General features: G+C 67.7%; 17 protein-coding genes. 9 read left to right on the plus strand and 8 right to left on the minus strand.

Annotation, left to right across the window (positions count from 1 at the left end):
- Window positions 1-364: 364 nt before the first annotated feature.
- Window positions 365-1,267 (plus strand): carbohydrate kinase family protein, encoded by a 903-nt coding sequence (locus NKJ07_RS21010; RefSeq protein WP_318570871.1) that lies wholly within the window; start codon window positions 365-367, stop codon window positions 1,265-1,267.
- Between the two features lie 112 nt (window positions 1,268-1,379).
- Complete coding sequence (locus NKJ07_RS21015) at window positions 1,380-2,351, plus strand: D-2-hydroxyacid dehydrogenase (protein ID WP_318570872.1); 972 nt, start codon at window positions 1,380-1,382, stop codon at window positions 2,349-2,351.
- Between the two features lie 905 nt (window positions 2,352-3,256).
- Here the strand turns inward: NKJ07_RS21015 and NKJ07_RS21020 are convergent.
- The 3 genes from NKJ07_RS21020 to NKJ07_RS21030 form a co-directional block, all read right to left on the minus strand.
- Complete coding sequence (locus NKJ07_RS21020) at window positions 3,257-4,042, minus strand: SDR family NAD(P)-dependent oxidoreductase (RefSeq protein ID WP_318570873.1); 786 nt, start codon at window positions 4,040-4,042, stop codon at window positions 3,257-3,259.
- Window positions 4,043-4,632: 590 nt separating this feature from the next.
- The gene (locus tag NKJ07_RS21025) at window positions 4,633-5,400 is read right to left on the minus strand and encodes an IclR family transcriptional regulator (RefSeq protein ID WP_318570874.1); all 768 of its coding nucleotides are present in this window, start codon (window positions 5,398-5,400) and stop codon (window positions 4,633-4,635) included.
- Between the two features lie 76 nt (window positions 5,401-5,476).
- Complete coding sequence (locus NKJ07_RS21030; RefSeq protein ID WP_318570875.1) at window positions 5,477-6,277, minus strand: HpcH/HpaI aldolase family protein; 801 nt, start codon at window positions 6,275-6,277, stop codon at window positions 5,477-5,479.
- A 207-nt stretch (window positions 6,278-6,484) separates the two neighbouring features.
- Between NKJ07_RS21030 and NKJ07_RS21035 the strand changes: the two genes are divergently transcribed.
- Both NKJ07_RS21035 and NKJ07_RS21040 read left to right on the plus strand, forming a co-directional pair.
- Entirely contained in the window at window positions 6,485-7,567 is a 1,083-nt protein-coding gene (locus NKJ07_RS21035) for a Gfo/Idh/MocA family oxidoreductase (protein WP_318570876.1), read from the plus strand.
- A 5-nt stretch (window positions 7,568-7,572) separates the two neighbouring features.
- Window positions 7,573-8,805, plus strand: a complete 1,233-nt coding sequence (locus tag NKJ07_RS21040) for a mandelate racemase/muconate lactonizing enzyme family protein (protein WP_318570877.1) — start codon at window positions 7,573-7,575, stop codon at window positions 8,803-8,805.
- Window positions 8,806-9,203: 398 nt separating this feature from the next.
- Here the strand turns inward: NKJ07_RS21040 and NKJ07_RS21045 are convergent, their stop codons facing one another.
- Together NKJ07_RS21045 and NKJ07_RS21050 are read right to left on the minus strand one after the other, a co-directional pair.
- Window positions 9,204-10,019: a sugar phosphate isomerase/epimerase family protein gene (locus NKJ07_RS21045; protein ID WP_318570878.1), complete on the minus strand. Its 816-nt coding sequence runs from the start codon at window positions 10,017-10,019 to the stop codon at window positions 9,204-9,206.
- 126 nt (window positions 10,020-10,145) lie between these two features.
- The gene (locus NKJ07_RS21050; protein ID WP_318570879.1) at window positions 10,146-10,418 is read right to left on the minus strand and encodes a hypothetical protein; all 273 of its coding nucleotides are present in this window, start codon (window positions 10,416-10,418) and stop codon (window positions 10,146-10,148) included.
- A 254-nt stretch (window positions 10,419-10,672) separates the two neighbouring features.
- Between NKJ07_RS21050 and NKJ07_RS21055 the strand changes: the two genes are divergently transcribed.
- From NKJ07_RS21055 to NKJ07_RS21065, 3 genes are all read left to right on the plus strand, one after another.
- Window positions 10,673-10,933 (plus strand): hypothetical protein, encoded by a 261-nt coding sequence (locus tag NKJ07_RS21055; RefSeq protein WP_318570880.1) that lies wholly within the window; start codon window positions 10,673-10,675, stop codon window positions 10,931-10,933.
- Window positions 10,934-11,052: 119 nt separating this feature from the next.
- Window positions 11,053-12,030, plus strand: coding sequence for a TIGR03557 family F420-dependent LLM class oxidoreductase (locus NKJ07_RS21060; RefSeq protein WP_318570881.1), 978 nt, complete (start codon window positions 11,053-11,055; stop codon window positions 12,028-12,030).
- Between the two features lie 418 nt (window positions 12,031-12,448).
- Window positions 12,449-14,188, plus strand: a complete 1,740-nt coding sequence (locus NKJ07_RS21065) for a thiamine pyrophosphate-binding protein (protein WP_318570882.1) — start codon at window positions 12,449-12,451, stop codon at window positions 14,186-14,188.
- Between the two features lie 1,053 nt (window positions 14,189-15,241).
- Here NKJ07_RS21065 and NKJ07_RS21070 read toward each other — a convergent pair.
- Both NKJ07_RS21070 and NKJ07_RS21075 read right to left on the minus strand, forming a co-directional pair.
- Window positions 15,242-15,628 carry a DUF7970 domain-containing protein gene (locus NKJ07_RS21070; protein WP_318570883.1) on the minus strand — a complete coding sequence of 129 codons (387 nt, stop codon included), beginning with the start codon at window positions 15,626-15,628 and terminating at the stop codon, window positions 15,242-15,244.
- A gap of 2 nt (window positions 15,629-15,630) precedes the next feature.
- Window positions 15,631-16,482: a ParA family protein gene (locus tag NKJ07_RS21075; RefSeq protein ID WP_318570884.1), complete on the minus strand. Its 852-nt coding sequence runs from the start codon at window positions 16,480-16,482 to the stop codon at window positions 15,631-15,633.
- Window positions 16,483-16,897: 415 nt separating this feature from the next.
- On the opposite strand from NKJ07_RS21075, the gene NKJ07_RS21080 reads away from it, so the two are divergent.
- Window positions 16,898-18,049 (plus strand): MBL fold metallo-hydrolase, encoded by a 1,152-nt coding sequence (locus NKJ07_RS21080; protein ID WP_318570885.1) that lies wholly within the window; start codon window positions 16,898-16,900, stop codon window positions 18,047-18,049.
- Window positions 18,050-18,071: 22 nt separating this feature from the next.
- Here NKJ07_RS21080 and NKJ07_RS21085 read toward each other — a convergent pair whose 3' ends face one another.
- Window positions 18,072-18,476: a DUF4864 domain-containing protein gene (locus NKJ07_RS21085; RefSeq protein WP_318570886.1), complete on the minus strand. Its 405-nt coding sequence runs from the start codon at window positions 18,474-18,476 to the stop codon at window positions 18,072-18,074.
- Window positions 18,477-18,730: 254 nt separating this feature from the next.
- On the opposite strand from NKJ07_RS21085, the gene NKJ07_RS21090 reads away from it, so the two are divergent.
- The gene (locus NKJ07_RS21090; protein WP_318570887.1) at window positions 18,731-20,584 is read left to right on the plus strand and encodes an L-aspartate oxidase; all 1,854 of its coding nucleotides are present in this window, start codon (window positions 18,731-18,733) and stop codon (window positions 20,582-20,584) included.
- Window positions 20,585-20,645 lie beyond the last annotated feature (61 nt).

The raw sequence follows: 20,645 nt of genomic DNA on the forward strand, positions 1-20,645 counted from the left end.
TCGTGCTCACTCCGCCGCCCGTGGCGTTCGCTCCGCTGTCACGTCTTGCACCGACCACCGGCACGGTCGGACGCTCACCCGATGTTCTCATGCTATGTGTCGTATCACCGTTCCCGCTCATACATAGGTGTCCCCCATATGGTGGAGCTTTTATGACCCGGTTCCGGGTGAGCCCGAGGACCGTCGCAGCGACGGGCGCCTCCGTGGGTCGCTCGCCGGGCGCGCCCCCCGACTCTCTCGGCTCCCCTGGTCCGATCCAGTCCGCCGAGTCAGGCGGCACCACCCGACCCCGTGCGACGGCGATCAGTGTGGTACTGTGCACCGCACCACGCTTAGGGTCACCCCTGTCGACTGATCCGTCGCAATGACCGACGTCCTCGTCCTCGGTGACGCGATCGTCGACGCCGTCTTCGACGGACTCGACCGCTATCCCGATCACGGTGAAGAAGTCGTCGCACCACGGTACGAACTGCGGCCGGGTGGATCGGCCGGCTACGCATCGCTCGGCCTGACCGCCCTGGGGACCGCCACCGAGACGGTGGCGAGCGTCGGCGACGGTGTCCTCTCGACGTACTGGCTCGAGTTCCTCCGCAAGCGGGGTGTCGACACGAGCCGGGTGATCCGCGAGCCACACACCAGCATCAGCGTCGCCGCCGGCTTCCTCTTCGAGACCGACCGCTCGTTCGTCACGTACCGCGGCGCCAGCGAGGCCGGATCGATCCCCGCCGTTACCCCGACCGACTACGACGCGTTGCTGATCGCCGGCTTCTCACAGGCACCGTATCTCTGGACCGACGACGTCCTCGCCCTCGCGAGGGAGTTCTCGGCGCACGACCGCCCGGTGTTCCTCGACCCGAACTGGTCACCCGGCGAGTGGCAGCCGACGTTTTCGGAGCTGTTGCCGTCCGTCGACTACCTCTTGGTGAACCACGTCGAAGCACGGCGGCTCACCGACTGCGACGCTCTCGTCGACGCCGGAGAACTGCTGCTCGACGAGGGGGCGGGGTCGTGTGTGATCACGGCCGGCGAACGTGGCTGTCTGCTCGTCGACGACGAGGCCGTCTGGGTCGACGCCGAGCCGGTCGACGCCGTCGACGCCTGCGGCGCTGGTGACTTCTTCAACGCGGGTTTCGTCCGTGCGACACTGCGTGGCGCGGACCGACAGACCGCCGCCGCCCTCGGCAATCGCTGTGCCAGCACGGCGATCGCGTCGTTCGAGCTCCGGGAGAAACTCGACGGGATCGCGGCCGCCCCGTCTCTCGGTTGACACGCCCGGCCGGCGCACACGCAAGGACTAAGAGACAGCCTCGCCACGCTCGAACACTGAATACGGACGGCGGCCGGCCGTTCGACCGACCGCACCCGGCACAACAGCGCTCATGCCCACCACGCCCGACATCGTCGTTCTCCGCGAGGGGACCGAAGGACTCTCGATGGAACCGTACGCCGAGACGCTGCGCGAGCGACTGCCCGACTCGACGGTCGCCCACGCGCGAACGCCGCGACAGGAGCGCGACCTCGTTCCGACCGCGCGGATCGTCACGGGCATCACGGTCGACGAGGAACTGCTCGACCGCGCCGAGCGACTCGAACTGTTCGCCTGCACGTTCGCCGGGACGGAGCACCTCCCGATGGCGGCGTTCGCGGACCGCGGGGTGGCCGTCACCAACGCCGGCGGCATCCACGCCCCCGGGCTCGCAGAGCAGGCGCTCGGGAACATGCTCGTCTTCGCCCGGAACCTCCACGAAGGCTGGCGACGCCAGCGAAACGGCGAGTGGCGACACTTCCAGTCCGGCGAGTTCACCGACAGCACCGTCACCGTCGTCGGCCTCGGCTCCATCGGGGAGGCGCTCGTTCAGCGCCTGCAGGGGATGTCGGTGGACACGATCGGCGTCCGGTACACCCCGGAAAAAGGCGGGCCAACCGACGAGGTGGTCGGCTTCGACGACGACGCCGTCCACGACGCGTTCTCACGGAGCGAGTACGTCGTCCTCGCCTGCCCGCTCACCGAGACCACGCGCGGGCTGGTCGACCGCGAGGCGCTCGCGACGATGCGGCCCGACGCGGTCCTCGTCAACGTGGCCCGCGGCGGTCTCGTCGATACGGACGCGCTGGTGGCGGCGTTGCGGTCGAACGGCATCCGCGGTGCGGCCCTCGACGTGACCGATCCCGAACCGCTCCCGGGCGGGCATCCGCTGTGGGATCTGGAGAACTGTCTCGTCACGCCGCATACTGGCGGTCACACGCCGAAACACTGGGATCGTCTCGCGGCGATCCTCGCGCGCAACGTCGAACGACTCGACGCGGGCGACCCGCTCGAAAACCGCGTCCCCGTCTCGGACTCGGCCTGATCGATTTGGTCGCGTCCGGACCGACCGGTAGACACAGTGTCTACACATCGTAGAAACCTCACAATGTGTACAATTTTTACTAGGCGTCCGAGCTCCGGCCGGTGCGTTCACGGCCTGGTTCGCCGTCCCCCGAGTGGTTCGTTCCCGCTGGTCGTTCCGTGAGATCCTACATTCACAGTTGAGTGAACATTTTTGAGCGGAATCGGAACGCCCCGCACGTACGCGCTCGCTCCCCAGTTCGGGCGACGCTCGACACGGACCGTCTGGCACACGGCGGTTCTGTCGATCGCTTCGACGCCACAACCGACGAGACCGGTCGAGAACTGCGCAGATTGTATTGTTCACTAGTTACACAAAAACGGGGTCGAATCGCTGTCGACCGATGGCGCTCAGAGCGGACCGAAACCCACTGTCGGCTGTTCGTTCGGACTGGCTGGAACGACGGACTGTCGAACCCTTCGATAGAGCGCGGAGAAATCCTCAGAAGTCCGGTTGAGCGCCGGAAGACTCCGATCACCCGGGCGCACGCACGAACCGCCGGGTGACCTCCCCGATCCGAGAAGGGGTCACCTCTGTCACCCCGAGGCCACTGCAGTACGCCGATCTATCGTGTCTTCACAATACAATACTACTCGGCTATCACTCACAACGCCCCACCGTGAACTCGGGCGTCGAACACGTCGGGCGGACGAACGAACGACGGGTCGTCTCACGGGTTCCTCGGACGCTCGTCGTCCGCCGGAACGGACGGCAGGCTCTCGGCCGACCACCATATTGCTTAGAAATAGTTACTCGCATCTTGAGGTGGTGACGATCGAGTCACTCGCCGACTGCGGCACTGTGTCCGCCGAGCGACGCGCGCACGTGGTGGTCCGCGCGTTAGCCAGCGGAAGACACTCGCCCGGCTAGAACACCTGCCAGCCCCCGTCGACGTACACCATCTCGCCGGTGACGTAGCTCGCTGCGTCGCTCGCGAGGAACACCGACACGTCCGCGATGTCGTCGGGATAGCCGGGTCGGTCCAGCGGGATGGGCTTGACGAGTTCGCCAGCCTCGACCGCCGCCTCCTTCTTCGCGGCACCGGAGCCGAACTCGGTCGCGATGTGTCCCGGTGCGACCGCGTTGACCCGGATCCCGTGCGGGGCGCACTCGAGTGCCGCACCGCGCGTGATCATCCGGATCGCTCCCTTCGTCGAATCGTAGGGGACCTGGTTGGCCTGTGCGTGCGTCGAACTGATCGAGCCGACGTTGACGACACAGCCGCCAGCGTCGCGCTCGATCATGTCGGCCGCGGCGGTCTGGCTCCCGAAGAACGCCCCGCTGGCGTTGATCCCGTGGATGCGTTCGAACGTCTCCACGTCCACGCCGAACATGGGTGCGCGGTGGAACCATCCGGCGTTGTTGACCATGACGTCGACGCCGCCGAACTCCCGGGTCGCCTCGACGACCGCGGCGAGTTCGTCGGGCTCGGAGACGTCCGTCTCGACGTACTCGCCGTGCCCGCCCGCCTCGGAGACCACGTCGTGGGTCGACACGGTCGCGTCCACGTCTTTCGGCTCCCGCCGGAGGTCGGCGTTCAGGACGGTCGCGCCCGCGCGGCCGAAGGCGATCGCGATCGCCCGTCCGATGCCCGAACTGCCGCCGGTGACGACGACAGTCTCGTCCGTGAAGCCGTAGGTCACACCACTCATCGGCCGGCTCCCGATCGGCAGTGACCCTACATCAACGTGGGGATCACGGTGACCCACCGGGCGTCGGTTCGAGCGTCGGGCCGCCGGCACGCCAGAGCGCCCACCGACTGGACGAACGGCGGTCCGCACGTCCCGACCTCGGCTCCGGCACTCCTGGTCGACCGACCGTTGGTTCGTTTGGGAAGACCGAGCACTGGATCGCGTTCTGATCACGGCGTCGGCCTGGTCCGATCCGGGCCGGGGCTACCGTGGACCGTCACGGCCGGATCATTACACGTGTACGCGTGTAATGTCCGCCTCCGCCACGCCGGAGCGGGCCGACGCCGGCTCGTCGAACACACAGAGAGCTATCACATCGGTGGGGCCACGGGGCGTGGCCGTCCGCGTCGCCCCGGCTGGGTGGGTCCGCCTGTCCGCTCCGCCACGCTGTGGAGTGTTCGCGCTGTACAAACGAACCTGTCGCACGCATCCATCCCCGGGGCGACGGCTCCACGGCACAGCGGCGCGCTCGCTGGCCACGAACGGCGGTTGCGAGGGACGAACACGCCGGTTCGAGCCGCGGGAAAGCCCCGTCGCGCGGGGGCGTCCGCTCAGGAGAACTTCGCGTTGATCTCGATGACGTTCGCGGAGCGTTTGACCACTTCCGGCAGTTCCTCCTCGAACCGATCGCCACGCATCCTGCTCGTGGGCCCGGAGATGCTCACGGCACCGAGGACGTCCGCGTCGCTCAGCACGGGTGCCGCGACGCATCGGAGGCCCTCGATCTTCTCCTCGTCGTCGATCGCGTAGCCGCGCTCGCGGATCTTCGCGAGGCTCTCGTCGAGCTCCGCCCTGGTCGTGATCGTTCGCGACGTGAACTCGCGGAGGCCGTGTTTCGCGACGATGTCGTCGACTCTCGACTCCGGGAGGTGTGCGAGCATCGCCTTGCCGAGCGAGATACAGTGGAGGTACTCCCGCTTGCCGACCTTCGAGGCGGTCTGGACCGCCTTCTCCCCCGAGGCCTTGTACAGGTACACGGCGCGGCCGTGCTCCTCCGTCGCGAACTGTGCGAGTTCGTCCGTCTCCATGGCGATGTCGTCCAGCTCCGAAGTCACGACGTCGTAGAAGCCGAGCCTCGACTTCACCGTCTCCCCGAGGTCGAGGTGGCGGAGGCTGAGCTGGTACTCCGTCCCGTTCTTTATCACCAGCTCGTTCTGAAAGAGCGTGTTGAGGTGGGCGTGGACGGTCGCCTTCGAGAGGTCGAGCTCCGTCGCGAGCTCCGTGACCCCCGCGCCCTCGCGTTCCTGCAGGGCTTCGATGATGGCGATGCTGTTGTCGACCGCCTGGACCGTTCGGCCCCCGGTTTCGTTCGCCGGCATACTACTGCAGACAGGACTGTCACGTATATGTGTTTGGGTCTCGCGAACGGATTCGCCCTCGTCCCGGGTCGACGCGTTAGTCGCTCTGTGTCGGCGTGCCGGTGACGGACTCCGCCGCCTGCTCGTACGTTCTGAGCGCCGCCCGGTCCGCCGCGGCGAGCGTCGCGGTGTCCTTGCCGACGATGAGGTAGTCGAAGCCCTGCGCGAGGCGGTCCTCGACGTCGTCCGGATCGGTCGTCAGCGTCCCGACGGGGAGGCCTTGGTCGTCCCCCGCCCCGACGACGGAGCCGACCGCGTCTTCGAAAGCGTCGCTCTCCAACTCGCCGAAAACGCCGAGGGACGCCGAGAGGTCGGCGGGACCGACGAACAGCGAATCGACGCCGTCGAGCGAGGCGATCTCGTCGACGTTCGCCAGCCCCGACTCGGTCTCGATCTGGACGATGGTGAAAAGCGAGTCGCCGGCGTTCCCGACGTACTCCTCGAAGTTCCGGCCGTAGCCGGTCGCGCGACCCGACGCGACCCCCCGGATTCCCTCGGGCGGATAGCGAACAGCCTCGACGAGGGACTCGGCCTCCTCGCGCGAACTGATCATGGGGATCATCACGCCGCCGACGCCGATGTCGAGGACGCGTTTCAGCCGGACGTGGTCGTTCCAGGGGACCCGGACGACGACCTCCGTGTCGCCGGGGGCGGCCTCGACGGCCCGAACCATGTTCTCGAGCGTCTCCAGGGAGATCGTCGTGTGTTCGGTGTCGATGAGGACGAAGTCGAAGCCGACGCTAGCAGTGACTTCTGCGACCGTCGGGTGCCCGATCGACACCCACGTGCCGGTGAGGTGCTGCTCAGATTCGAACCGATCTTTCAAGTCGTGTGTCATGGGTCTCTGTCCCGGTCCACGAACCACGACGCTCTGCGGACTCCTCGGCCGATTCCCGACCGGCCCCAGTCGTCCCGTGAGACACCGTCGACGTGGAGCGGTTTTCGTCGTAGTCGAAAGTCATCTTGGACCTACATAAAAGTGTGTGTCGGCCCGACCTGTCCGGGACCCGAAGGTATAAACCGAGCTGTTCGGTCATTCGGGACAATGCAGTTCGGAGTCATCGGCTGTGGGCTGGTCGCACAGGTCATGCACGTCCCGTACCTCGCTGAACTACCGGAGACGGACCTGTTTGCGCTGGTCGATCCCGCCGTCGACAGGGCCCAGACGCTCGCGGACAGGTACAACGTTCCGCACGTCTACGCGGACCACGAACGCCTCCTCGCGGCGGTCGGCGACGAACTCGACGCCGTCGTCGTTCTCACGCCGGCGCACGCGCACGCGGACGTCGCCGTCGCGACGCTGGAACACGGCGTCGACACACTCGTCGAGAAACCGCTCGCCGCGACGCTCGAGGACGCGACCGCGATGGTTGAGGCGGCCGAGGCGTCCGACGCGACCGCGATGGTCGCGTACATGAAACGCTACGACCCCGCCTACGAGCGGGCCAGCGCGGAGATCGCCGACCTCGACGGGATCGACCTCGTCACCGCCTACGACGTGGATCCGGACCACCAGCGGATCATCAGGGAGGTGTACGACCTCGTCGACGGCGCGCCCCCGGAGGCGCTCGTCGAAGAGAGCGCCACGAAGCGGCGGCGCGACATCGAACGGGCCATCGGCACCGACGACGAACTGCTCGTCGAGGCGTACGACTTCCAGCTCGACCACCTCTGTCACGACGTGAACGCGCTCCGGGGCCTGTTCGGCGAGGTCGAGCGCATCGACCACGTGGATATCTTCGCCGAGGGCCGGTACGCCACGGCCCACCTCACCTTCGCGGACGACGTTCGGTGCGTGCTGGAGACCGGCGACTCGGACCGCAAGTGGTTCGAGGAGTTCATCCGCGTCGACGGCCCCGACGGGACGGTGACGGTCGACTTCTCGAACCCGTTCATCAAGAACACCCCGACCGAACTCCGCGTCAAGCGGGGCGTCGAGGAGCTTTCGGAGACGGTGTACACGCCGTCGTACGACGAGAGCTTCAAGCGCGAACTGAAGCAGTTCGTCCGGTGTGCGAGGGACGACGCCGAGGTCCGAACCCCGTTCGCCGAGGCGCGCGAGGACCTCCGGGTCATCGTCGACCTGTTCCGGACGTACCAGGACGAACACACCCGATCCACCGACTGATTACCATGTACGAAGACTTCGCATCCAAGCTGGCAGCGACGATGTGGGCGGACTTCGACGAGACGCCCGCCCGCGACGGACCGACCGCCGAGATAACCGACCTCTCGACGACGGTCGTCGACGGGAACTTCCCGTGGACAATCGTCACCGTCGAGACGGACGCGGGCCCGACGGGGATCGGCGAGGCCTACCCCTCCCCGGGCGTCCACGAGATCATCACGGACTACCTCCGGCCGGTCCTCGTCGGGGAGAACCCCCTCGACGTCGAACGGCTCTACCACCTGATGCGCGAGTCGCTCTCGGGGCGAGGCTCCCAACAGGGCGTCGGCACCATCGCCATCTCCGGCGTCGAGATCGCCCTCTGGGACGTCGCCGGGAAGCTCCTCGACCAGCCGGTCTACCAGCTCCTGGGCGGCAAGATGCGCGAGGACGTCGCGGTGTACGCCGACTGCCACGCGGGCGAGGCGATGGTCGCCTCGGCGGCGGCGGGACAGGCGACCGAGACCTACCGCCCAGAGGCGTACGCCGAGGCGGCCAGGCTGGCGGTCGACGACGGCTTCGACGCGGTGAAGTTCGACCTCGACGTTCCCTCGGGTCGCGATCTCAACCGGAAGTCACGACACTTCGACCCGCCGGAGATCGACCACAAGCGCGAGATCGTCGCGGCCGTCACGGAGGAGGTCGGCGACGACGCGGAGGTGGCAGTCGACCTCCACTGGAACTTCAGCCCCGAGACTGCCGAACGCCTCTGTCACGCCATCGAACCGTACGACCTCGCGTGGGTCGAGGACCCACTCCCACCGGAGAACACCGACGCGATGCGCGAACTGAAGCGCCGGGTCGACGTCACGCTCCTGACCGGGGAGAACCGCTACGGCCGGCACGGCTTTCGCGACCTCGTCGAAGAGCAGGCAGTCGACTTCCTCGCGCCGGACGTCCCAAAGACGGGTGGGATCGCCGAGACGAAGAAGATCGCCGACCTCGCGGAGGCGTACTACCAGGCGCTCGTCCCCCACAACATCGGGAGCCCCGTCGCGACGATGGCCACCGTCCACGTCGGCGCGACGGTCCCCAACTTCGTCGCGCTGGAGTACCACGCCCGCGACGTCCCCTGGTGGGAGGACCTCGTCGTCGGCGACCCGCTCATCCAGGACGGTCGCATCGCGGTCCCCGACGCCCCCGGGCTGGGCATCGAACTCGACTGGGACGTCGTCGCCGAGCACGAGAAGGGGAGCTGAGTCTCCCGTCGCGACGGTCGTCGCCCCGTGGTCGACGGGACGACACACGGGACGACGCACGGAACGGCGGTCGCGTTCGCACGGTGGCGAGCCTCTGGCCCGCTCGTGCCCGTCGGCCGCGTCGCTGCTGCTCGGCCCCGAGCGGGCCGACGCCGCCAACGACATCAGATGGATACGCGCGTCGTTCCGACGCTCCCCGTTCTCGCGGTCGCCGTCACACCCGGCGTCACGCCCCCGGTCGGACACACCCGACTCACTCCCCCCAGGGCGTCGCGTCGGGCGCTCCGTTCTCTCACCGCCTCACGGTCGCTGGCGCGGACCACGGCACGACGAGGTCCATCCACTGCGGTTCGGTGTCGACGGTGGTCGCTGCGGTGGCACGACGGCGGCCGGCGCGGTCAGTCGGCGCGGACGTCCCGCCAGACGTCGTAGTTCTGTTTGGCGTGGACGAGCGGCCGCTCGGTCCGGTTCTCGATCTCGATCGTGTAGTGGCCGTCGTAGCCGGCGTCCGACAGCGCCTCGTAGACGCCCGCGAAGTCGATGAGCCCCTCTCCGAGGTCGGTGAACGACCGGAAGTAGTTGATGACGTTGTCGAGGTGGAAGTCGGCGTTCGAGAGCGCGTCCCGGTTCGCCGCGAACTCCTTGACCGGGTCGACGTCCTTGAGGTGGACGTAGGCGATGTCGTCGGCGAAGCGCTCGATCCCGTCGGTCACGTCGCCCGCGGGGAAGTTGTCGCCGTAGGGGTAGTAGTGGGCGGTGTCCCACACGAGCTCTAAGCCGTCGACGGCGTCGAGGTACGACCGCGTCTCGTCCGGCTGTTCGACGGCGGTCGCGCCGTGGTGGTGGACGACCGGCCGCAGCCCGGCGTCGCGGGCCGCCCTGCTGACGCGCGACAGCCAGGCCTCGACCGTCTCTCGGTCGTGTCGCTGCCGCTGTGGCGGCAGGATCCCCACGAACTCGGCGTCTACCTCCGCCAGCATCGGCATGCCGTCGACCATCCGTTGCACTGCCGCCTCGGTCTCCAGCCACTCGCCCATCGCGAGGTACAGTTCGAGCCCGTAGTCGTCGAGCCACCGCCCGACGTTCTCGGGGCCGGCCGCGCGGATCTTCTCGACGCCGATTTCCACGCCGTCGTATCGGCAGGCGGCGATGTCGCCAAGCGCCGCTTCGATCTCTTCGGCGTCGTACATGATCGTGGTGTATCCGGTGCCCATACGTTCCCACATCAGTACGTGCTGAAAAATAGCTTCTGGATGCGACACACTGCCCGACGGGGCCGGCGACGACTGACGCCCGACGACGCGCCGGCCGACGGCGTCGTATGGTCGGTCTCGCGTGGGCTACCGCGGGTCGTTCACCGGGTTCTCGGGCGTTTCGCCCGCCAGGACGCGACGGACGTCCCGGGCGGCCGTGCGCCGTCGATCGTCGTTCGCCTCCTCGGAGAACCACGCGACGTGTGCCGTGAGGACGACGGAGTCGAGCTCCGAGAGCGGGCTGTCGAACGGCGGGAACGCGTCGTCCTGGCCGGACGGGTCCGTCTCGACCACGTCGACAGCGGCGTCCGCGACAACCTCGATCGGCTCGGACTGGACCGAGTCGACCTCCTGTCCCACCACTGGCCCGCCGGTCGTCCGAGATCGAGACGGTGCTGCGGCGTTCAACACGCTCGTCGCGGCGGGCCTCGCCGACCGTGTCGGCGTGAGCAACTACACGCGCGACGACCTGGACCGCGCCGACGACCTCCTCGACGTCCCGCTGTCGGCGAACCAGATCGAGATGCCCCCTGTTACCGCAGCGGGCCCTCCAGCGGGCCGTCCGGGACAGGGACGCCGCCGTCGTCGCGTACGCCCCGATCGCGCAGGCCGCGGTGTTCGACGAGAGCGAGATCACTGCCGTCGCCGAGAAACACGGGGTCGACGAGGCAAGCGTGAGCCTCGCGTGGCTCCTGTCGAAAGAGGGCGTCGCGGCGATCTCGCGGTCGCCGTCGCCGGCACACATCCGGTCGAACTACGTCCGGTCGAACTACGCGGCCCACCGGATCGACCTCGACGAGACGGACGCCGAGCGCATCGACGGGATCGACCGCCGCCACCGGTGTGAGGATCCCGCGTGGATGACGTGGGACTGACCCGCGAGAGAGGGTGAGCCGCGTCCGCGGTGGCTCGCCGCCTCGACCGCCGCGGCCGTGGCGAGCCCGCGCCGCGTCCACAAACACTGATTAGACCCCGGACGCATGGTACGACCACGATGGTCAGCATCGACTACATGGCCCACCAGGAGCAGTACAGTCCGAGCCAGCTGTTGCGCTACTCCGAACTGGCGGCCGACGCGGGGTACGACTTCGTCTGGACCTCCGACCACTTCCACCCGTGGTTCCACACCGACGCCGAAGCCGGCTTCGCGTGGTCGTGGCTGGGCGCCGCGACCGAGCGCCTCGACGTGCCGATCGGCACTTGCGTGACGCCGGCCAGCGAGCATTACCACCCCGCGCTCATGGCCCAGTCGTTCGCGACCCTTCAAGAGATGCACGACGAGCGCGTCGTCTTGGGACTGTCGACCGGCGAGGCGATGAACGAGACGCCGCTCGGCCACGACTGGCCCGACTATCCGGTCCGTCGCGACCGGCTCGAAGAGACGCTGGCGGTGATCAAACTGCTGTGGGAGTCCGACGAGTTCGTCAACTACCAGGGGGAGCACTTCGAGGTCGACGACGCGCGCCTCTACACGAAGCCGGACGAGTTGCCGGAGATCCACATCGCCGCCAACGGACCGACGACCGCGTCGCTCACCAGCGAGTACGGTGACGGCTTCATCACGGTGAAGAAGGGCTCGGAGTACACCGACCGGCTTTACCCGGCCGTGCGTCGCTACACGGCCGAGGAGGGCCGCGATCCGGACGCCATCGAGACGACGCTGCTCGCCATCGTCTCGTACGATCCCGACCGCGAACGGGCCGTCGAGGCCACCCGTCCCTGGTGGGCGACGACCCAGAACGTCTTCGACCGCGCGCTGGCGAACCCCCGCGACATCGAGCGCGAGGGCGAACAGGCCACCCGCGAGCAGGTCGAGGAGAAGTTCCTCATCGCCGACGACCCCTCGGAGATCGCCGCGACGCTCGAATCGTGGGCGGAGATGGGCTTCGACCGGATCGCGCTCGGCAACACCAGCCCGGAGCCCGAGCGACTCTTCGAGGTGATGGGTGACGAGGTCATCCCGTCGCTGTAGGCCGACTCGAACCGAAGAGCGCAGCGTCCACCCGTCGACGACCCACGGCCGTCCGGTGGCGACGCATCCTGGGACACACTGGCCGGGCGTCCGGCCCGGGCGCGTCAACGCCGCTCGCGACCCGGCTTCGCAGTCGATGAACCGGCCCTCGCAGTAGATTTATGTGGCTCGTCCGCCACATCCCGTATGCCTCCGTTCAGGAGGTAGCACGGCTCGACAAGAGACGGTCACGCCCGGCGAGCGGTGTGTCAGCCACCAGCGGCTCACGACCGCCAGCGACGGATTCACCGACACACCCGTGCCAACGGCTCGCCGCTCCGTGTCCGTCTCCTCTGCCGGGCGTCCGCCAACGCGGCCGCTCTGATCCGCTACCGAGAGTGAATATTTATTAGTCGCCCCCGTGAGGCCTAACCGAGACATGCCCAGGCTAAACGGTGGCGAGATCATCGCCCGCTATCTCGAACGAGAGGGCGTCGAGTACCTCGTCGGCATCCCCGGCCACGGGAGCACGAACCTGCTCGACGCGTTCAACGAGTCGAAAGTCGAGGTCATCCAGCCCAGACACGAGCAGGGGGCCGTCCACCTCGCGGACGGCTACGCGAGAGCGTGTGGGGACCCTCTCGCCGTGTTCACGTCCATCGGCCCCGGGGCGACGAACACCGTCACGGGCGCGGCGACTGCGTACGTCGACTCGATCCCGATGGTGATCTTCACCGGGGCCCCACAGACACACGAGTACGGCCAGGGGATCCTCCAGGAGATCGATCGACAGAACCCCGGCGACTTCCCGCGGGTGATGGACCCCGTCACGAAACAGAGCTTCGTCGTCGACGACGTCGAGCGACTCCCCCGCATCCTGCGGCGGGCGTTCCAGATCGCGACGACGGGGCGGCCCGGCCCCGTCCACATCGACGTGCCGATGGACGTTCAGGGGGCGGCCGCGGACGTCGAGATCCCGGACCCGGCGCACTCGCGGTCACACAGCCGTCCCGGCGGCGACGCCGAGTCGATCGCCGCGGCGGCCGACCTCCTCGCGGACGCCGACCGGCCCGTCATCGTCGCCGGCGGCGGCTGTATGTTGGCGGAGGCGTGGGACGAGGTACAGACGCTCGCCGAACACCTCACCGCGCCCGTCCTCTCGACGTTCCAGAGCAAGGGGATCCTCCCGGAGGATCACGACCTGTTCGTCGGCTACGCCGGGTGGATCGGGTCGACGGCGGGGAACGAACTCGCGACCAGCGCCGACGTCGTGCTCGCGATCGGCTGCCGCTTTTCGGACCTCCAGACCTCGTCGTTCGAGCCCGGCGTCAGCTTCGAGATCCCACCGACGAAGCTCGTCCACGTCGACATCGACCCCAACGAGATCGGCAAGAACTATCCCGTCGATGTCGGCATCCAGGGCGACGCGAAAGTCGTCACGCGCGAACTCTACGACGAGCTCAGCACGCGTCTCGACCCCGTCCCGACGGCGGACAACGAGTACTACGACGAGATTCAGCGGCGCTGGGCGGAGTGGAAGGCGATGCTCGACGACCGACAGACCGACGACGTCCCGATGAGCATCTCCCGGGCGCTCGGGAGCCTTCGTGAGGCGCTCCCCCGGGACGGGCTCGTCGTCTCGAGCGCGGGGCAGCCCCAGGAGACGGTGCACCCCGAGTTCCCGGTGTACGGGCCGCGGCAGAACATCTCGTGTGGCGGCTTCTCCACCATGGGGTTCGGCGTCTCGGCGGCGATCGGTGCGAAACTCGCACGGCCGGAGAAGCCCGTCGTCGACGTCGAGGGCGACGGGAGCTTCCAGATGTGTATGGAGGAGGTCGCCTGCGCCGTCGAACACGACATCGACGTGACGTGGCTCGTCGTCAACAACCACGGGTGGAAGTCTATCCGCAACCTGCAGGTCGACAAGTACGGGTGGGACCGGGTTCTCGACACCGAGTTCACCGAGGAGACCGACACGGACTACGTCCAGATGGCTGATGCGTTCAACGTCGGCTACACGAAGCGGGTCGTCAGGCCGGAGAACCTCACCGAGGCGCTCTCCGCGGCGATCGACCACGACGGCCCCGCGTTCGTGGAGGCCGTGGTCGAACCGGACAACCCCGACTCGGGGGCGATCGTCACCGGCGAGTGGGACCTCGCGGACCTCGAAGAGACGTAGCCCCGTCGTCCGGATCAGTTTCCGCCGCCCCGAGGCCGTCCTCGTCCGCGGAGTCTTTTTTGACCGCTCTACTCCCGGAGTCCGGCCTCGTCTCGATGCCCCGCGGCGAACGACCCGTTCGGTTGCTCCGTGTGGTGCCTTCGTTGGCGGTTCGTGGCTGACGGACGCGTTCTGGTACGTCGATCCGGTCGTCGAACGACTGCGGCTCCGAGGTTTTCACTCCCTCTGTAACGGTCGTCCGGACTCCGTCACTCGACTCCCGGCTCGCTGGCGCGCTCGACGACGCTGTCCCGCCACCGTGCGTTCGTCGACAACGAACACTGTTCTCGATGCATCGCGATATCGGCCACGTTCGAAACTTCCGTTTGTTCCTCTCGAACGAACGTCGCTCGGATCGGCCGACGGAGCCCGTCCGTCTCGGCGACTGCTTTACGAGCATATGCGCGTAAGCTCTTGATGCCGGAGACCGAACTTTACCCGCTGCCGGACAGCGAGAGTGCCGATCACGAGACGTCGGTGTCGCGATACGACGCCGTCGCGGACGCGCTCGGGTCCCCACCGGCGACGAGATCACGTGATCACCACCGTTTGTTCCATGCGAACGATTGCCTCGCTGAGTCGCTCTAGTGATATCAGAAATAGATACTCGAACTGTTCTCACAATCCGCTCACCGGGCACTGTCTCTCGCCGGAGCTCACCATCGGCCCCGAAGGCCGGTTCAGCGAGCGATCTGGCCCGTTGTGGTCGTCTCGGTCGGTTCTGATCGACTGTCGAGCGTTCGTCGACGCATCGTTCCGCCCGGCCGACTCGATCCGCGATCAGTTCCGCACACACGGCCCACTATGACTGTGTGGTCGGGTTTCGACGCCTCGGTACGTCCACCTCGGACTGTTTCGAGCGGAGTCTTGGTGAGCGTATCTATCGGTCCTCTTCGGGAAACGATCTTTGATCGTTCTCCCCCGAATTCGGGCTGGTGGCGCGGGGCCTCCAACGCTCCGGGGCGGCGCTCTGGCCAGCGAACCGGTGCCGCCAGCTGGACCGCGGGACGCGGACTACTCCCGGCGGGCGGCGTCGATCCGGGCCGCGATCTCGTCGACGTGCTCCGCGAGGACGTGCACCGCGGCGTCGTGAAACTCCCGTCCGGTCACGTCCCGCACGTCGTGTTCCCGTCGGAGCGCCGTCTCCACCTCGAACTCGACGTCCTCCAGGAGCGTCAGCGTCTCGGGGCGGGCGTAGATGCTCTTGGCCGTCGTCTCGTCGAAGGTGAACGCTGGGCCCGCTCCGTCGTCGGGGCCCGAGGAGGTGGATTGGGCCGCCTCCTGGTCGGTCGCGTCAGTCGCATTAGTCGCGTCAGTCGCGTCAGTCGCCGCCTCTCGATCGTCGTCTGCGGGGCCGTCGACCTGCTCGCTCAGCCCCGCGAATCGGTTGTCGTCCGGCATCGTCACACCCTCAGTTCGCCGTCGGCCTCGGGAGCGGTTTCGACTCCGCCGCGCTCGACGGCCGCCGCGAGTTCGTCCAGTCGAACCAACATGTCGTTGTCGGGATCGTGCTCCCGGAGCGTCTTCCCCTCGCGCCACGCGCGCTTGAACGCGATCCGTTTCCGTATCCCCGGGCCGGGAGAGTTCGGATCGTCGAAGTGGGCCGACCGGGCGAACGTCGGGAGATACCCCGCGAACGGCGACTCCTCCAGATCGCCGATGATCCGGCGCTCCTCGTTGTCGCCTTCGAGCTGGTTCGGGACGATCGCGAGGAGTTCCAGCTCCATCTCGTTGCGAATGGGCGTGATCTGGTGCTCCCACATCCGCTCGAAGCCGCTCACCGACGGCTCGCTCATGAGCAGCGGCACGACGACGTTCTGCGCGCCGATGAGCGCCGCGTCCGACAGCGGGCCGAGGCTCGGCGGTGAGTCGATGACGACGTAGTCGTACGCCTCCCCGAGCAACGGCTCGACGATCCGCCGCCGGACCCAGAGCATCCCGAACGTCGAGTTCCTGATCCGGTCCTCGACGCTGTCGAGGTCGACGTGCGCCGGCAGCAGGTCGAATCGGTCCCGCGAGCGAACGACCTCCCTGACGTCGATCGGCTCGTCGTCCGTGAGAACGCTCCCGACGTGGTCCGTGGCGTTCTCGTAGGCGTGCTTGAACCCGACGCCCTCCGTCGCGTTCCCCTGCTGGTCGAGGTCGACGAGCAGCACCCGGTTCCCCCGGGCGGCCAGCGCGTCGGCGAGGTTGATCGCCAGCGTCGTCTTGCCGACCCCGCCTTTCTGGAGCGAGACGCTGACGGCTCTGCTCATCGGAGAGAACCCCCCACGGTTCGCACGCCGCGTACAATTTTCACAAATTTTGCAGTTGGTGACATTCGTAAACCTCGTGTACTGTCGACAGTGCCTACACTGTACGCCCTCGGTATAGTTCTCCGTCAGACGAGCGACCGACGGTCCGAGCGTCGACGCGCCGCTGGGTGGACCGACCAGCGTCGGCCGAGACGACGGGGGCTGGCGGCTGGTGTTCGCCGGCGATGCGACACACCTCTGACGGCCTCAGCCCTCCGGCGCATAACGCCGTGTCGACGCGTCCCCGCGACCGACGACGGCTCGTGACGGCGACGCGGTCCGTGCGGCGGTCTGGTCCGGTTGACCACCGACAGTACACGACTCGGATCGGCGAGAGCCACATCATATAACCTCGTGGAAGTCGTACATCGAACCGATGGTCGAGACGATTACTGCGGCACGGCTCCGCGACTGGATCGATGGGGAGAGAGAGTTCTCGCTCCTGGACACGCGCCCAGCGGAGAGTTACGACGCGTGGCATATCCAGGATGCGGTGCAGTACACGTACAAGCCCGACTTCGAGTTCGACGCGGACGACTTCCGAGCCCAGACCGGACTGGCACCGGACGACGAGATCGTCACCATCTGCGCGAAGGGCGTCTCCTCGTTCGACATCGCGAAGCGACTCGCCGACAGCGGGTACGAACACGTCACGGTCGTCGAGACCGGGATGGAGGGCTGGAGCGCGGTCTACGACGTCGTCGACGTTCCGACCGCCGGTGACGTCGAAATCGTGCAGTTCCAGCGCCGCGCGAAGGGGTGTCTGGGCTACCTGATCGCCGATCCGAAGACCGAGGTGGCTGCGGTCGTCGATCCGACGCGACACGTCGATCGGTTCGCCGCAGTCGCATCCGACCGCGGCTACTCCATCGAGTTCGTTCTCGACACGCACGTCCACGCCGACCACCTCTCGGGCGGCCGGGAACTGGCCGACTACGTCGGGGCGACCTACTGCCTCGGTGCCGACGCCGTCGACCGAGGCGTCGACTACGAGTTCCGAGCGCTGGAGCGCAACGAGGTCGTCACCGTCGGCGGCGTCGACGTCAAGGCCGTCGCGACGCCGGGTCACACCTCCGAAATCGTGAGCTACCTCGTCGACGGCGAGGCCGTCCTGACCGGTGACACGCTGTTCGTCGACTCGGTGGGCCGCACGGAACTCCAGTTCGGCGAGGGCGAGGCGGCCTCCGGGGCCGACCTCCTCTACGAGTCGCTGCACCGAACCCTCCTGGCCGAACCGGACGCGGTCACCGTGCTTCCGGGTCACTTCGCCATCGACGCGGACGGAACCGCCGACGTGACGCCCGGCGAACCGGTGACGACGACGGTCGGGACAGTCCGAACTGGCCTTGATCTACTGACGGCCGACCGGGAGACGTTCGTCGACCGGCTCACGGCGTCGCTCCCGGAGAAACCACCGAACTACGAGACGATCATCGACATCAACGCCGGGCGGCGGGCCCCCGGCGACGAGGAGACGCGGACGGAACTGGAACTCGGGCCGAACAACTGCGCAGCGACGGGCGACTGAGCACGCGTCCCGGCGTCGCGGCTCAGTCGACGAGCACGCGGTCAGTGAGCCAACAGCCGTCGAGAGGGCCACCGCGCTGCTTCGACAGCCCGAACACGTAGGTCACCGTCCGACCGCCGGGGCCGGTGAGCGTCACCCGCTGTTCGGCGCTGCCGTCGCCCCGCTCCATCGGCCCGGAGACGGCCTCGACGTGGTCGACCATCGGCGCGTACTGCGGGCCCCGGACCATCCGGACGAAACGGTCGACCGGGCCGGTCGAGCGACGGTTCGCCGGGGAAGCGAAGTTGTACGCGGTCTTGATCCCCGCGTCCTCCACGGGGTCGTCGTTGTCGGCCAGCGCGGTCAACTGAATCTCGACGACGCGCACGGGACTGTACGAGGGGTCGGGCGCCGGGAGGCCGGTGACGGGGTAGTCCGAAGGTGACATGACGGAAGAACGGCGGCGGATAGAACAACCTAGCGACCCGAACGGCTTGAACTTGTCCCGTCGGACGGAGCAGTTCGGCCGGCCGCCGGTTCGACGCTCGTCGCGACCGGGCGAGACACCCGACTGCGAGCGGCCGAGACAATATTTTTCACACAATTTATCTCTTTAAACTGTATTTAGAGGCGCTGAGAAGCCGGCTGAGAGCAAACACACCGCGACGGAGTTAATTACCTGCAGCCCCTAGCAAAAATACAATGAGTTTTCAGGAACGGCGCGACGATCAGCCACGCGAAACGGCGTACGAGACGGTCGACCTCGGCGTCCTCGTGATCGGTGCGGGGGCGGCCGGCGCGCGGACGGCGATCGAACTCGTCGAACAGGGGGTCGACCCCGAAGACATCCTCGTGATCGGGAAGCGTACCCACGGAGACGCTCACACGACGTGGGCCCGCGGTGGGATCAACGGTGCACTGGGTACCCACGACCCCGAGGACGACTGGACGATCCACGCCGCGGACACGCTGAAAGAGGGTCACTTCCTGAACGACCCCGAGAAGGTCGAGACAGTCACCCGGCGAATGCCCGACGTGCTGCGCGAACTGGACGACTGGGGGATGCCGTACAGTCGGACCGACGACGGCGAGATCGACCAGCGGTACTTCGGCGCACAGTCGTTTCGGCGGACGGCGTTCGCCGGCGACCACACCGGCGAGTCGCTCATGGAGACGCTGATTCGGCGGGCCAGAGCGCTGTCGGTGCCGTACCGCGACGACGTGTTCGTCACGCGACTACTCACGGACGACGCGGCTGGCCGTGTACTCGGCGCGGCCGGCTTCGACATGGACACCGGCGAGTTCGTGCTGTTCGACGCCGACGTCGTCGTGCTGGCCGCCGGTGGCCACACCAGCCTCTACGACCGGCACTCCTCGCGCGACGACGAGAACACCGGTGACGGGCCAGCCCTCGCGTACCAAGCAGGCGCCAGGCTGATGGACATGGAGTTCGTCCAATTCCACCCCACCGGGATGGTCGGGGGCCGGTACGGCGAGGAGTGGGACGGCCGGTTAGTGACGGAGGCCGTCCGCGGCGAAGGTGGCCGCCTGTTCAACGCCGACGTCTCCGCGAGCGAGGCGAGCGGAGGCGCGGGAGAACAGGGTTCTCCCGCCGGCGAGCGGTTCATGGAGCGGTACTCGCCCGAGCAGATGGAACTGGACGCACGGGACGTGGTCGCGCGGGCCATCGACCGGGAGGTCCGCGAGGGCCGGGGAACCGACGACGGCGGCGTCTACCTCGACATCTCACACCGGGATCGCGACTTCATCCGCGAACGACTCCCCCGCATGTACGAACGGTTCGCCGAGCTCGGAGTCGACATGGCCACCGACCCCGTCGAGGTGGCACCGACGGCCCACTACGGGATGGGTGGAGTCGTCGTCGACGCGGTTGGCGAGACGGACGTCGACGGCCTCTACGCGGTGGGCGAGACGATGGCCGGCGTCCACGGCGCGAACCGCCTCGGGGGCAACTCGCTGGCCGAAACCGTGGCGTTCGGTGTCGTCACTGGCGCGGCCATCGCAGCACGGCGACAGCGAGGAGCGGTCGGCGGGGCTGACAGCGGCGTGCTCTACGACCGGGCCGCGATTCACTTCGCCGATCTGGGGCGACTCGCCCGGAGCGACGGCACGTACGACCCGGAGGCGCTGTTCGACGAACTGCGCGAGGTGCTCTGGGCGCATGCCGGGATCCGCCGCGACGACCGGGGACTGTCTGCAGGGCTCGACGCGCTAGCCGACCTCCGGACCCGGGCGTCGGACCTCGCCGTGGGCGACCCGACGACGCGGTCGTTCGCGTTTGCGATGAACCTCGGGTTCGCGCTCGACGTCGCCGAGGGGATCCTGCGAGGGGCGGCCGCCCGCACCGAGTCGCGGGGAGCACACGCACGGACCGACTACCCCGAGACTGACGAGGAGTGGCGTCGGAACGTGGTACTCCACCGCGATAGCGTCGGGGCGATGCGACTCACCACGACGCCCGTCGACGAACCGAGCGAGGCGGTGCAGGTGGCGCTGGACGCCGGCTACGAACTCGACTACCATCAGTTGGAGTGACACAGGCCGCGGGAGACAGTCCCGATCTACGATCTACTGTGTACTGCGCGACGCGCGACTC

Source organism: Salinigranum marinum, from assembly GCF_024228675.1.
GTDB classification, from domain to species: Archaea; Halobacteriota; Halobacteria; order Halobacteriales; family Haloferacaceae; genus Salinigranum; species Salinigranum marinum.